Genomic DNA, 13,084 nt, shown 5'->3' with positions numbered 1-13,084 from the left:
CCAGGGCGGGCGCGCGGTGCACGACACACCACCCTCACACGGCGGCGCGCCCGGCGTCGTCGCCGGGCCGCAGCCGCCGGGCCAGCGCCGTCACCGTACGGCAGATCTGCGGGGGCGTGTGCGCGCCGGTGACGAAGAAGCGCAGCCGGGCCAGCTCCTCCGGCACCGCCGGGTGCAGGATCGGGTTGACGCTGATCCCGTCCTCGAACAGCCCCTGGGCCAGCCGGAGCGTGGCCGCCGACTCCCCGACGACGCAGGGCACGATCGGCGTGCCCCCGCTGTCCCCGGTGTCGACCCCCGCCCGGCGGGCCAGCCGCAGGAACAGCGCCGCGTTCTCCCGCAGCCGCGACACCCGCTCCGGCTCGGCCCGCAGCAGCCGCAGCGCGGCCAGCGCCGCCGCCGTGTCGGCGGGGGTCATACCGGCGCTGTACACGAAGCCGGGGGCGGTGTAGCGCAGCCACTCGATCGCGGTGCGGCCCGCCGCGACGTAACCGCCGCAGCTCGCCAGCGCCTTGGACAGGGTGCCCATCCACAGGTCGACGTCCGCACGGTCGAGGCCGAAGTGCTCGCCGGCACCGCGGCCGGTGGCGCCGAGCACCCCGATGCTGTGGGCCTCGTCGACCATGAGCAGCGCCCGGTGCCGGCGCTTGACCTCGATCAGGGCGGGCAGGTCGGCGATGTCGCCGTCCATGCTGTACGCGCCCTCGGCCACCACCAGCACCCGCCGGTAGCGGCCCCTGACCCCGCCGAGCAGTGCGTCCAGGGCCGCCGCGTCGTTGTGCGGGAAGGGCCGGCGGGTGGCGCCGGAGAGCCGGCAGCCCTGGAGGATGCTGTCGTGGGCCAGCGCGTCGTGCACGATCAGGTCGTCCGGCCCGACGAGGTGCCCGATCACGGTGACGTTGGTGGCGTGCCCGCTCGTCAGGGTGAGCGCGTCCTCGGTGCCGAGGGTGTCGGCGAGTTCGCGTTCCAGCTCCACGTGGAGCGGACGGCTGCCGGACAGCAGCCGGCTGGCGGAGGCGGAGGTGCCGTACCGCGCCACGGCCTCCGTCACCGCGTCCCGCACCCGGGGGTCGGTGGCCAGGCCGAGGTAGTTGTAGCCCGCGAAGGAGACCAGCTCCCGTCCGCCGACGACCGTCCGGTCCGTCATGCCGCGCTCGTGGACCAGGAAGTACGGGTTGGGCAGGCGGAGTTCGTCCAGTACGGCCACGCGTGCGCGGTGCGCGGCGACCTCCGGGAAGCACTCGATCCGCGCGGTGCCGTCGGCGGCGTCCGGTTCCGCCGGACCCGCGTCGGCCCCGACCATCGCGGTGACGCCGTCGACGGTCGGCCGGGTCCACCGGCCGTCGAGGGCGAGGGCGGGCCACCGGCGCTTGAGGGAGGCGAACAGGTCGGTCAGCATCAGCGAGTCGAAGCCGAGGTCCTCGACCAGCCGCTGCTCGCCCCTCAGGTGCTCCACCGGGAAGGCACCGATGCGGGCGATCCGCTCCCGTACGGCATGCGCGGCACCGGGTTCCCCGACGGGGCCGGGCGCCGGGGGTGCGGCGGCCGTGGCGGGCGGCGTCCCGCCGAGGCGCCTGAGGACGGTCACCTGCTGCTGCACCAGGTCGAGCAGCTGGTGCAGCGGGGTCTCGACGTCGTTCACGGGGCTCTGGCCCACGGGGTTCTCGACGGGGTTGTCGTCCATGGCGTTCTCCGGGAGGGCCGGCCGGCGGCCGGGGGCGGGGACGCCGGCGGGAGCGGGGGCGGGGGTGCGGGCCGGGTGGCGCAGCCGGCAGGGCCGGGCGTCCAGCGGGGCGGCCGGCAGGTCCAGCAGCCGGCGCTCGGGCTCCGATACCAGGGCCCGGGGATCGACCGGTACGCCCAGCACCGCCAGCCGGCCCAGGGCCCGGGGCAGCGCCCACGCGTCGTCCGGCTCGCCGCCGTCCACCGCGACGACGTGGACGCCGTCACGCCCGGTGAGGTTGCGGCGGACGGCGGCGAGCAGCGAACCCGCCCCGGCGACCTGGACGAAGATCCGGGCGCCCGCGTCGTGGGCGGCGCGGACGGTGTCGCCGAAACGGACCGGCGCGGAGGCGTGCCGCGCCCACAGCTCGCGCAGCCGCCCGGGGTCGTGGCACACCGTCCCGCTGACGGCCGAGACGAACGGCAGGCGGGGCTCGGCGAGCGGGCGCCCGGCGAGATCGGCGCGCATCGCCTCGTCGGCCGCGGCGAGCCGCGGGGAGTGGAAGGCGTGCGACACGTCGAGGACGGAGGTCGCGACGCCCTCCTCGGCGCAGCGCCGCCGCAGCGTGTCGAGGCCCGCCCGGCCGCCGCTCACGACGGTCTGCCGGGGCGCGTTGAAGCAGGCGGGCCAGACGCCGTCGACGCCCCGGAGCAGACGCCGGCAGGTCTCGGGGTCCGCCTGCACGGCGAGCATCCCGCCGCGCGGTTCCGCCTCGGCGTCCCGCAGCACGGCACCCCGGTGGGCCAGCAGCCGTACCGTCTCCTCGGCGCCGAGCACGCCGGCCGCGGCCGCCGCGGCGAACTCGCCGACGCTGTGGCCGAGCACCAGGTCGGGTACGACACCGCAGGCGGCCAGCAGCCGGGTCGCGGCGATCTGCACGCTGCCGAGCAGCGGCTGGCACACCTCGGTGGCGGCGAGCCGCTCCCGCCGGACCGGGTCGGTCTCCGCGCCGCCGTACAACAGCTCGGCGACCTCGACCCCGGCCGCCGCACCCAGGGCGGCCACGGTCCGCCGGAAGCCGGGGAACCGCTCGTACACGGCGCGCAGCAGCCCGGGCCGCTGGCTGCCCTGGCCGGGAAAGAGGAGGGCGACGCGCCGCTCAACCGGCGGCGGCACCGCGTCGGCGGCGAAGGCCCCGTCCCCGAGATCACCCCGGGCACCGTCGGCCAGCTGCCGCCGCGCCCGGCGCAGCCGTTCGGCGCACCCGGCCGCGTCGGCGGCCACGACGGCGAGCCTGCTCGACAGCACCTCACGGCCGCCGAGGGTGTGGGCGAGGGCTCCGGCGGACGCCGCCGGGTGGTGGCCGAGGGTGTCGAGCAGTGCGTCGACGTGCCGGAGGAGCGCGCGCGGGCCGCCCGCGGAGACGAGCACCAGCTGAGGACCCGCACCGGGGGCGGCCGTGGCGCGGGCGCGGGCTCGTCCGGGGGCCGGGGCCTCGCGCAGGACGGCGTGGGCGTTGGTGCCGCCGAAGCCGAAGGAGCTGACGGCCGCGCGCAGCGGGGTGCCGGTGTCCGGCCACGGCCGGGCGGAGTCGGCGATGAGCAGGCCGGCGGCGGCCAGGCCGAGACCGGGGTGCGGGACGGTGTCCGGCTGGGGCACGACCGTACGGTGGTGGACGACCAGCGCGGTCTTGATCAGCCCCGCGATGCCGGCGGCGGACAGCGCGTGTCCGGTCAGCGCCTTGCCGGCGGACAGGTAGCACGGGCCCGGCCCGTCCGCCCGCAACCGGCGCAGCGCCTCCGCCTCCACCCGGTCGCCCACGCCCGTCCCCGTGCCGTGCGCCTCGATGAACCCGACCGCCGAGGGCGGCACGCCCGCGTCGGCGTAGGCGCGGCGCATGGCCCGCAGCTGTCCTTCCGGCGTCGGGCACAGCGGGCCCGGCGTGGTGCCGTCGTTGGACGTGCCCACGCCCTCCAGGACGGCGTAGATCCGGTCGCCGGCGGCGAGCGCGTCCCGCAGCGGCCGTACGACGACCGCTCCCGCGCCCTCGCCGAGGACGAAACCGTCGGCCCGCTCGTCGAACGGGCGGCACACCCCGTCGGCCGACAGCGCGCCCAGCCGGGAGAAGCCGACGAGGGTGTCCGGGGTGAGGCTGACGTAGGCGCCGCCGACGACGGCCGTGCCGCAGGTGCCGGCACGCAGGTGCAGCACGGCCTGTTCGAGGGCGACCAGGGAGCTGGAGCAGGCGGCGTCGACGGCGAAGCTGGGGCCGCCCAGGCCGAAGTGCCGGCTGACCGCGGCGGACGCCATGTTCAGCAGGCCGCCCGGCACGGTGAAGGCGTCCAGCGGCGGCAGGAGCGCGGTCACGCCCTCCCGCAGGGCGCGCGCGGCGCCGGGCGCGCCCTGCGCCAGGGGGCCGTCGGCGAGGGCGAGGGCGCGCATCCGGGCCGTCACCAGGTCCTTGTGGTCGGAGACCGACAGGCCGAAGAAGACGCCGGTGCCGTCGCGGTCGAAGCCGCCCCGGCCCAGGCCGGCGTCGTCCAGGGCCTCCCGGGTCACGTCGAGGAGCAGCCGGTGCTGCGGGTCCATGCCCTCCGCGCGGCGGGGCGGCAGACCGTAGTGCAGGGCGGCGAAACGGTCGACGCCGTCGAGGAAGGCGACCCGGTCGGTGTAGGCGGTGTCGGGCGCGGACCGGTCCGCGGGGGCGTGGAAGGGGCGGTGGTTCCAGCGGTCCTCCGGGACGGGGCGGAACTGACGCTCCGCGTTCAGGAGGAGCCGCCAGTACGCCCGGCTGTCGGGGGCGCCGGGGAAGCGGCAGCCGAGTCCGACGATGGCGATGTCAGTCATGGGGGACCTGCTCCGGGGTGGGGGGTGGTGGTGCTGGGTACGGACACCGTCGCCCGGGACTGGCCCGGAGCCCCAGCCCCTGCTCTTCGTGACTTGACGGCGGACGCCCCGCGCGGTTACCGCGTCCCGCCGGCCGGTCGGCACGGGTGCCCGGCACGGCGACGGCAGCGGACCGCCGACGCCGTATGGCGCAGTCCGTCCTGCGGGCGGGGACGGGGGTGTGCCACCGTGCCGTCATGGGTGACCTCCTCCTCGTCCGGCACGGTGAGACCGAGTGGTCGCGGTCCGGGCGGCACACCGGCTGCACCGACGTCCCCCTCACCGAGCACGGCCGGGAGGAGGCGCGCCGCCTGGTGCCGCTGATCCGCTCGCACCGGATCGCCGGGGCCTTCGTCAGCCCCCTCCAGCGGGCCCGGGAGACCGCCCGGCTCATCGGGATCCCGGACGCGCGGGTCGACGCCGACCTGCGCGAGTGGGACTACGGCGGGTACGAGGGCGTGACCACGCCGGAGATCCAGCGGACCCGGCCCGGCTGGTTCCTCTTCACGGACGGCGTCGCACCCGGCCCCCCGGACCACCCGGGCGAGACTCCGGAACAGGTCGGGGAGCGCGCCGACCGGGTGCTGGAAAGGGCCGACGCCGCGCTCGCCGACGCCGAGGGCGTCGTCGTACTGATCGCCCACGGCCACTTCCTCCGCGTCCTCACCGCCCGCCGTCTGGGCCTGCCGCCCCGGTACGGGGCCCTCTTCCGACTGGCGACGGGCACGCTGTGCCGCCTCGGCACGGAGCACGGACGCCCGGTGGTGGCGGGCTGGAACATCCGGCCCCCGCAGTAGCGAAGCGCACCGGCACCGGCCCGCCGGGTACCGCCGCGACCGGCGCCTGCCGGTCCCGGGCCGGCCCCTCCACGACCACGTCGTCCGGCCCGGTGGCGCCGGGGGCACACCCCGGTCACCGCCCGCCCCGCGCGCCGGGCGGCCCGCGGGGAGCACGCCCGCGGTGGCGCCGGGTGGTCCGCCCTGCCCCGCCGCGCGCCGAGGGCGTTGTCAGACCCGGGCCGTACTCTGCGAAGAGGCCGCCCTCCCGGCGGCCCGTGCAGCGACGGCGCCGGAAGGAGCATCCGTGACCCGACCGCCGACCGCCGCGCAACGGCGGGTGATCGAGGGCGCCGACCCGGTCACCGGCCGGCTGCGCGGTACGGAGGCCCAGCTCGCGGCGCTGGTGAAGCGGGGGCTGGCCTTCCGGCACCCGCGGCCGCCGCACGACCACTTCCTCACACCGGCGGGCCACCGGATACGGGAGGCGGTGCCCGAGCAGCCCGAGGAGCCCGCGCGGACCGCGCCGGACACCGGGGTGTTCGTGGCCCGTGCCGGCGGCGAGGAGGAGCCGCCCCCGTCCGGCCCGGCCCGCCGGCGCGAGGTGCACAGCGCCTGGCAGGGCCTGGTGGAGCTGCGCCGGATGACGAACCCCGACGGTGCCGTGGACCGGCCCTGCGGATGGGAGCGGACGCATCTCGTGCGGGCCGCGGCGCTCGCGCTGGAGGCGGCCGGGCACGCTCCGGCCGGCGGGGACGCGGACGGGTACCGGGTCCGGGCCACCCCGCAGCCGGAGGCGGTCGCGGTGTACGCACCGGACGCGCCGGCCCTGGCGGCCTGCGCGGCCACGCTGGAGCGGGCCGGCTGGCAGGCGGGCGAGTACACCGAGCCCCGGACGAGGGCCCGGTATCTCCTCGCCTCCCCGCGCCGGGTGTGAACGGCGTGTCAGGATCGGGCGACCGTCAGACAAGTACACGAGGAGGGCATGCAGTGGCCGAACCGTTTTCCGTCCGGGTGACCGTCCGCGGCTACGAGACGGACACCCAGGGCCATCTCAACCAGGCGGTGTACCTCAACTACGCCGAGCACGCCCGCTGGTCCCTCCTCCAGGCGGCCGGGATCAGCCAGGCCCGGCTCGTGGGCCGGGGCGTGGGCCCGGTGGCGCTGGAGACGAACATCCGCTACCTGCGGGAGCTCCTCGCCGGCGACGAGACCGACGTGACCTGCGCGTTCGAATGGGGGGAGGGCAAGACCTTCCGGATCCGGCAGGAGATCCGCAAGACCGACGGCACGCTCGCCGCCGAGGTCACCGCGGTGGGCGGCCTGCTCGACCTCGAACGGCGCAAGCTGATGGCCGACCCGCGGGAGGTGTTCAAGGAACTGGCCGCGGACCCCGGGCTGTTCGGCCTGTAGGCGGCCCGGACCGGCGGGTGGACGGCCGGCGGCCGGTGCGCGGCGCGCGCTCGGTGTCGTCGGCCCGCGGGTCCGTGACGGGGGCCGGCCGCGGCCCGTTCCCGCCCGGCCGGGGAAGAGCCCGCGCGGCGCGGGGCCCGGCCGAGGAAACCGCCCCGGCCGGGCCCCGCGGTGTGTCGTCCCGGCGTCGGCCCGCTCAGGGGCCCCCGCCGTCGCTCAGGCGCCCGGCGGCACCCGCGACGGCCGTCCCGAGCCGCGCGTCAGGGCGTACCCGCCGATGCCGGCGAGCGCGGCCAGGATGCCGCCGATGCCCGTCCACACCCAGCGGTCGGACCACCAGCCGGACGACCAGCCGTCGTCCCGGCCGAAGCTGGAGAGCACGGCCTCCTTCGAACCGCCCTTGGCCGCCTCCGGCTTGGCGGCGATGCCGGGGACGAGCGGCTTGCCCAGGGACCCGTCGACCGCGGCCGCGCCGCCGATGTCCTTGGAGTCGACGCGCACCTCGGCGCTCACCGGCTGCCCGAGGTCGGCGGCGGCGAGGTTTACCACCGTCAGCCGGACGTAGTAGGTGCCCGGCAGCGGGTCGTTCGCCCACGGCTCCGACCAGCCGCGCACCGTGCGCAGCACACAGGCCAGTTCGACCGAGGCGGCGCCCTGCGCGGCGGTGCGGGTCTGGGCGCCGTACTGGCAGGCCTGGCGGCGCCGCAGACCGTCGTACACGTCGAGCTGCCAGGTCTCGGCGCCGTGCGTGCCGGGGAGCTTCACCGTCGCCTCGACGGTGGGGCGCTGCCCGGTGTCGGCGGGGAACGACCAGTACAGGTAGTCGCCGGTGGAGCCGGAGGCGGTGGCCTGCCGGCCCTGCTCGATCTCGGCCGCCGTACGGAAGGAGGTACCCGCCCGGGTGGGCGCGTCACCGTCGGCCGAGGCGCTCGGGGAGGGCGAGGAGTCGGCGGCGGCCGGCACGGCGGCCAGCCCCAGCGCCAGCAGGGCGGCGCCCAGCACACGTGTGATCCGCATCAGTTCGTCCTCCAGACGGCGACCCGCCAGCGCGACAGCCAGCCCCACAGCAGACCGGCGAGGAAGCCGGCCAGCACCAGCAGACCGAGCAGCCACCAGCCGCGGCCGAGACCGAAGGCGGCCACGTCGTGGTGGCCCGACGGCCCGTCCACGACGTCGACGGTCAGCTCCAGCGGCAGGCCGGGGCTGGTCTTGACGCCGGCGGCGGCCGAGAAGGAGCTGGTCACCTGGAGGCACACCGTCTCCGCGGGCGCCGCGTCGTCGTCGCTGTCCGGCTTGGGATAGCGCAGGCCGGTGGAGATGACGTCGGTACGGCCGGTGCCGGCGGCCTCACCGCGCACGATCTCCCGGCCGTGCACGGTCACCGCCCGCAGCAGCACACCGTAGTCCGGCCGGACGGCCCGGTCGTCCGCGACGCTCACCGAGGCACGCAGCTCCTGGCCGGGCTCGACGTCCACCTTGTACCAGCGCTGCTGCCCGAACCCCGCGCGGTCGGTGTACAGCCCCGACTTCAGCGCCGGTGCCTTCTCGCACCGGTCCGCGCCCTCGGTGGCCACCGGTGTCACCACCGGATCGGCCGCCCGCTCGACCAACTGGCCGACCCGGTCGGACAGTTCCTCCTTGTGCCGTACGTCGGTGTACGTACCGCCGGTCGCGTCCGCGATGCAGCTGAGCTGGTCGCGGGTCTTGGCGTCCGGCACCAGGCCGAGGGTGTCGATGGTCAGCCCGATGCCCTTGGCGGCTATCTCCCGGGCCACCTCGCACGGGTCGAGCGGCTGGCAGGTGTCCTCGCCGTCGCTGATCAGGACGATGCGGCGGGTGCCGTCACCGCCGTTCAGGTCGTCCGCCGCCTTCAGCAGCGCGGGCCCGATCGGGGTCCAGCCGGTCGGCGCCAGCGTGGCCACGGCCGTCTTGGCGTCGGTCCGGTCCAGCGGGCCGACCGGGTAGAGCCGCTCGGTGTCCTTGCAGCCCTCCTTGCGGTCGTTGCCGCGGTAGTTGGCGCCCAGCGTGCGGATACCGAGCTGGACCTCCTCCGGAGTCGCGTCCAGCACCTCGTTGAACGCCTGCTTCGCCGCGGCCATCCGGGTGCCGCCGTCCATGTCGCGGGTGCGCATGGAACCGCTGACGTCCAGCACCAGCTCGACCTTCGGAGCGCCCTGTTCCGGCTCGTCGGCGACCGCTCCGGCGGGGAACGCGATCCCGGCCGTCAGGGCGGCGAGCAGAGCACACACGCCCGCCGCCAGCCGTTGTCTTCTGATCATCGCCGGATCTTATTGATCAGACGGGCCGTCCTCCAAAACGACCGCCCCCCGCCGGCCCGGGGCGCCGGGACCGGACCTCACGCGCCGTCACCCGGCGCCGGGGTCGCGAACAGGCCTGCCAGGCGGGCCCGGTACAGCGCGGCGACGGTGAACGCGTCGGTGATCCGTCCGTCGGCCACCATCTCCTCCGCCTCGGCCGGCGTCACGGTGATCGCCCGGACGATCGCCTCGCCCCGCTCCACCGCGCCGATGCCGTCCACACACGCCGCGTAGAGGAGGACCTTGTGGGCGAGCAGTCCGGTGTCGGGGTGCAACTCGCCCAGGGGGACCACCGTCGCCGGTGTGGCCGCGATCTCCTCCCGCAGCTCCCGGCTGACGTTCTCGGCGGGCGTGGCACCCGGGTCCCCGAAGCCGCGCACCACCTCCCAGTGCCGGCTCCGGGTGGCGTGCCGGTGGTGCTCGACCAGGACCACCCTGCGCTCGGGACCGAGCAGCGGCAGGACGACCACGCCGGGGGTGGAGCCCGGGGGCGGCAGGATCCGGTCGTACAGGCCCAGGCGGCCGTCGGGGAAGCGCACCGGGTCGCGCAGGTACCACAGGTAGCGGCCGGCCGACACCACACCCGCCGGGACCGGCCGCAGCACGGCCCGCAGCCGTGCCCACAGGCCTGCGAACGGACCGCCGCGGCCGCGTCGCCCGGCCGTGGCCGCCTGGCGGCGCGCGTCGCGGACCAGCGCCGGGTCCGTGAGGATGCGGATGCCCCCCGGATCGTCGCGGAACCACTCCGGGACGATCCGGCGCAGTGCCTCGTAACGGTTCATCGGGGCCTCGGCAGGCTCGGCACAGGCGTACTCCGGCTCATCGGTCGATCAGTAGTCGGGCAGGTCTTCGTTGTCCTGGGTGGTCGTCGAGGCCGTGCCCGTCGGAGCCCGGCCGGCCGTGTCCCGGTAGCCGGGCAGCCGGCGCACCAGGTCGTGGAACTGCGACCATTCTCGTTCACTGGCCAGTCGTACGCCGGCGATCTCGCGGGCGAACCTCTGTTCCTGCCGTCCGGCGACGTGGTTGCGGAGCACCAGCTGCACCGAGCCGGTCAGCGAGCCGCTCACCGTGAGCGGCAGGACCGCACCGGCCACCTGCCAGACGTCGTTGCCGCTGACGGCGGTGAACACGGCCGCGCCCACGGTGACGACGACCTCGACCACCGGGCGCCAGGGGGCCGGCCGGGCCTGCCGGCGTTCCCGGGCGAGCCGGAGGATCTCCGCGTTGAGCCGGACGTAGGAGTCGAAGACCTGCCCGACACCGTCGTGGAACGCCTCCGGCGCGGCGGTCAGTGCCCCGAAGGCCTTGATGTAGGAGTTCCAGGCGGGGGTCTGCCGCAGCCGCCAGATGTCGTGCAGCGTCAGGTCGTTCACCGCCTGGGGGGTCAGATGGTCCTGCACGACGGCGAAGGTCTGCCGCCGCAGGAACGTCAGCAGCTGTTCCGGGTCCTGCACGACACCCACGGTGGCGGACGTGGCCTCGCGGGCCTCCTGCAGCACCACGCGCCGCAGGCTGCCGACCGGCGTGAGGGGGTAACGCCCCAGCGCGTCGGCCAGGTTGACGTTGTAGATGAGGTCGAGGAGCTGCTTTATCTCCGCCGCGAAGGGCTTGCCGCGGTCGTATCTGCCCTCGGCCACGTTCGTGCCCGGGACGGTCACGAACTCCTCGTACAGGGTGTTGCGCACGACCGGCTGTCTGCGCACGCTGAGACCGTTGCTGAACGCGACCACCTCACCGAGCCGTTCGCCGAACCGGTCCGTGTCCTCGCGCGCCACACCGACCTGCGCGGCGAGGATGTCGATGTCCTTGGCCGTGAGTCCCTGGACCTTCTCGGTGAACGGCTGGTAGAGGCGTATCCGGGTGCGGTCCCTGTTCTCCTGGTCGCCTCTGGCATCGTCCCAGGACATGCGCACACAGCGCACCCTGTCGCTCGCGGACATGCCGGCCAGCGTCTCCTGCCAGGCGGTGAACCCGTCGCGCCGCAGGTGGAGATGGCCGGGCGGGTCCTCCGCCGGGTGGCGTTCGCGCAGCAGGAAGGGGACGATCGCGCCCGAGGCGAGCAGCTTCCGGTGGGCCTCGCGGGCCTCCCCCTCCTCGGCGAGGTCACGGCCGATCGCGTCGTTGTTGTAGAAGTAGGCACGGTTGATCACGACCTGGCCGGCGTTGATGAGGCTGCGGAAGTACTCGGCCCGCACCTCCCGCACGCGTCGGCGGTCGACCTGGTCCAGGGACTCGCCGCGCTCGATCATCTCCCTGGCGAGCGGCGCGGGCACCCATTGGTTGTCCAGCGACTGGGCGATCACGGCCCCCGGATCCAGCTGTTCGGGCCGGATCGGCGACATCAGGCTGTCACTGCGGTCGTCGTCAGTCATCTGCTGCTCTCGAAAAGTCTCGTGTCCTGGCTGGCTCATCAGGGGTACACCGCCGGACGGCGAGACGGACGACAACGATGATTTCGGGCCAGGCAACATGGCGCGAAATCAGTCCGGAGCCGGGAACGGTACGGCGCGGGGGTGGGGAAGACACGTCCACAGGTCCCCGCTCCGGCCGGGCGACAGACGCATCAGCGTCAACGCCTTCGCCGGAAGCGGGCCGTCGCGCAGCGCGTCCAGGTCCGGGCCGGGCGGCAGATCGGGCAGGGCGGCCCGCAGCGCCGCGGCCAGCGCCGGCCCCGAGCCCGCCGTGGCCGCCAGCGCCCCTGCCACCAGGGAGCCGAACAGCTTGCGGCGCAGGGCGGGTTCGTCGTCGGTGATCAGGCGGCCCGAGAGGGCGGGCGGGGTGATGCCGTGGCGGGTCAGGCGGGCGGGGCTGATGCGGATGTCGGCCAGGTCCCGGTAGACCAGGCGCAGCGGGGTGCCGTCGGCCGACAGCACGGCCAGGAGGTTCTGGCCGTGGGCCTCCAGGGCCACACCGAGGTCCAGCAGGCGCAGGCCCACGGTGAGCGCCAGCCGGGTGAACGCGGTCAGCCAGGCGGGGGAGCCGGGCAGGGAGGTGGTGGCGAGGGCGGCCACGGGCACGACGTGCTCGTCCGGTCCCGCGTACACCTCCGGCGGCTCCCGCAGCAGGGCGGCCAGGTCGGGGAAGCCGGCCGTGGCCGCGCCCAGGGTGCGGGTGATGTGCAGCAGGCCGTCGGTGCGCGCCGCCAGTTCCCCGGCGAAGTCGGACAGGGTCGCGGCGGACCGTACCGAGTACACGGAGATGTCCCGCACCGAGGAGGTCAGCCGGGCGCTGAGCGCGGTCTTCACGTGCGGGCCGCCGGGCAGCGCCAGGGTGCGCAGGGACATCAGCGGACGGGCCGCGCGCCAGGGGTCGTACGCGCGCCTCAGCACGTGCTCGGCCTGCCAGGGGTGGACCGGCAGCAGGAGGCGGTCGCCGTCGCGGAGCTCGGCCGGCCAGCCGCCGGTCAGCAGGCAGTCGGCCGCCGGCACGGGTACGGTCCGCAGCCGCACCACCGGGCCGTGCTCGGGGCCGTACGCCAGCTGGTCCGCGACCGAGAAGCCGGGCCGGGACCGGCAGTTCGGGTGGTACGGGTGCCCGTCGACCACCCGCTGCTCCCACTCCCACGCCGTGGGCCGGCCTCCGGCCGGGGGGACCGCTGCCGGCCACTCCTTCGGGTGATCCGCGCCGGCCCGGGACAGCGCCAGCGAGGCCGTGCCGTGCGCCAGCTCCGCCGCGAAGGCGGACCCGTGCGGCACCCCGAGCGCCGCCATCAGCCGCGCCGGATCGTCGTACCGTTCCCGGTCCAGCCGCACGCCGGTGACGTAGGCGCTCGTGGCGTACGGGTCCGCGTGCGGCCCGTGCAGGGTCCGGCCGTCGGCCAGGCGCAGGGCGAGGGAGTGCGCCCCGGGCACGCGGCCGGTGACGAAGGGCAGCGGCTCATGGGCCAGCGCCCGCCACAGCCGGGTCAGTACGGCGGCGCGGGCACCGGGCAGCTCCGCCGTGTACCGGGGGAGCAGACCGGGCCGGACGGCGGCCAGCTCCTCGGCGATCTCGGCCTCGGCGGTGGGGGGACGGTGCACGGTCGGCTC

The 13,084-nt window shown here is 75.9% G+C and carries 9 protein-coding genes; 3 read left to right on the top strand and 6 right to left on the bottom strand.

Annotated features, from left to right (window positions below):
- Positions 1-34: 34 nt before the first annotated feature.
- Complete coding sequence (locus ACZ4VF_RS05425; protein WP_467923302.1) at positions 35-4,510, bottom strand: type I polyketide synthase; 4,476 nt, start codon at positions 4,508-4,510, stop codon at positions 35-37.
- Between the two features lie 236 nt (positions 4,511-4,746).
- On the opposite strand from ACZ4VF_RS05425, the gene ACZ4VF_RS05420 reads away from it, so the two are divergent.
- The 3 genes from ACZ4VF_RS05420 to ACZ4VF_RS05410 all read left to right on the top strand — a co-directional run bounded on the left by ACZ4VF_RS05420 (position 4,747) and on the right by ACZ4VF_RS05410 (position 6,738).
- Entirely contained in the window at positions 4,747-5,346 is a 600-nt protein-coding gene (locus ACZ4VF_RS05420) for a histidine phosphatase family protein (protein ID WP_467923301.1), read from the top strand.
- Positions 5,347-5,632: 286 nt separating this feature from the next.
- A complete protein-coding gene (locus ACZ4VF_RS05415) occupies positions 5,633-6,262 on the top strand; it encodes a hypothetical protein (protein ID WP_467923300.1) in 630 nt (209 codons plus the stop codon).
- Between the two features lie 53 nt (positions 6,263-6,315).
- A complete protein-coding gene (locus ACZ4VF_RS05410; protein WP_467923299.1) occupies positions 6,316-6,738 on the top strand; it encodes an acyl-CoA thioesterase in 423 nt (140 codons plus the stop codon).
- A gap of 216 nt (positions 6,739-6,954) precedes the next feature.
- On the opposite strand, the gene ACZ4VF_RS05405 is transcribed toward ACZ4VF_RS05410, so the two are convergent.
- The 5 genes from ACZ4VF_RS05405 to ACZ4VF_RS05385 all read right to left on the bottom strand — a co-directional run bounded on the left by ACZ4VF_RS05405 (position 6,955) and on the right by ACZ4VF_RS05385 (position 13,075).
- Positions 6,955-7,755 carry a hypothetical protein gene (locus ACZ4VF_RS05405; RefSeq protein WP_467923298.1) on the bottom strand — a complete coding sequence of 267 codons (801 nt, stop codon included), beginning with the start codon at positions 7,753-7,755 and terminating at the stop codon, positions 6,955-6,957.
- Positions 7,755-9,017 carry a VWA domain-containing protein gene (locus ACZ4VF_RS05400; protein ID WP_467923297.1) on the bottom strand — a complete coding sequence of 421 codons (1,263 nt, stop codon included), beginning with the start codon at positions 9,015-9,017 and terminating at the stop codon, positions 7,755-7,757. The genes ACZ4VF_RS05405 and ACZ4VF_RS05400 overlap by 1 nt, the downstream gene beginning before the upstream one ends.
- A 77-nt stretch (positions 9,018-9,094) precedes the next feature.
- On the bottom strand, positions 9,095-9,838 hold the full coding sequence (locus ACZ4VF_RS05395) for an NUDIX hydrolase (RefSeq protein ID WP_467923296.1): 744 nt from the start codon (positions 9,836-9,838) through the stop codon (positions 9,095-9,097).
- A gap of 48 nt (positions 9,839-9,886) precedes the next feature.
- Positions 9,887-11,428 (bottom strand): hypothetical protein, encoded by a 1,542-nt coding sequence (locus ACZ4VF_RS05390; RefSeq protein WP_467923295.1) that lies wholly within the window; start codon positions 11,426-11,428, stop codon positions 9,887-9,889.
- A 108-nt stretch (positions 11,429-11,536) separates the two neighbouring features.
- A complete protein-coding gene (locus ACZ4VF_RS05385; protein ID WP_467923294.1) occupies positions 11,537-13,075 on the bottom strand; it encodes an IucA/IucC family protein in 1,539 nt (512 codons plus the stop codon).
- Positions 13,076-13,084: the final 9 nt, after the last annotated feature.

The sequence above is a fragment of the Streptomyces sp. NPDC029151 genome (assembly GCF_055564315.1).
This window is presented reverse-complemented; position numbering and strand designations above follow the sequence as displayed.

Coding starts and splice junctions, on each gene's coding strand:
- ACZ4VF_RS05390 (WP_467923295.1), bottom strand. CDS start 11,428: ATGACTGACGACGACCGCAGTGACAGCCTGATGTCGCCGATCCGGCCC.
- ACZ4VF_RS05400 (WP_467923297.1), bottom strand. CDS start 9,017: ATGATCAGAAGACAACGGCTGGCGGCGGGCGTGTGTGCTCTGCTCGCC.
- ACZ4VF_RS05420 (WP_467923301.1), top strand. CDS start 4,747: ATGGGTGACCTCCTCCTCGTCCGGCACGGTGAGACCGAGTGGTCGCGG.
- ACZ4VF_RS05405 (WP_467923298.1), bottom strand. CDS start 7,755: ATGCGGATCACACGTGTGCTGGGCGCCGCCCTGCTGGCGCTGGGGCTG.
- ACZ4VF_RS05425 (WP_467923302.1), bottom strand. CDS start 4,510: ATGACTGACATCGCCATCGTCGGACTCGGCTGCCGCTTCCCCGGCGCC.
- ACZ4VF_RS05395 (WP_467923296.1), bottom strand. CDS start 9,838: ATGAACCGTTACGAGGCACTGCGCCGGATCGTCCCGGAGTGGTTCCGC.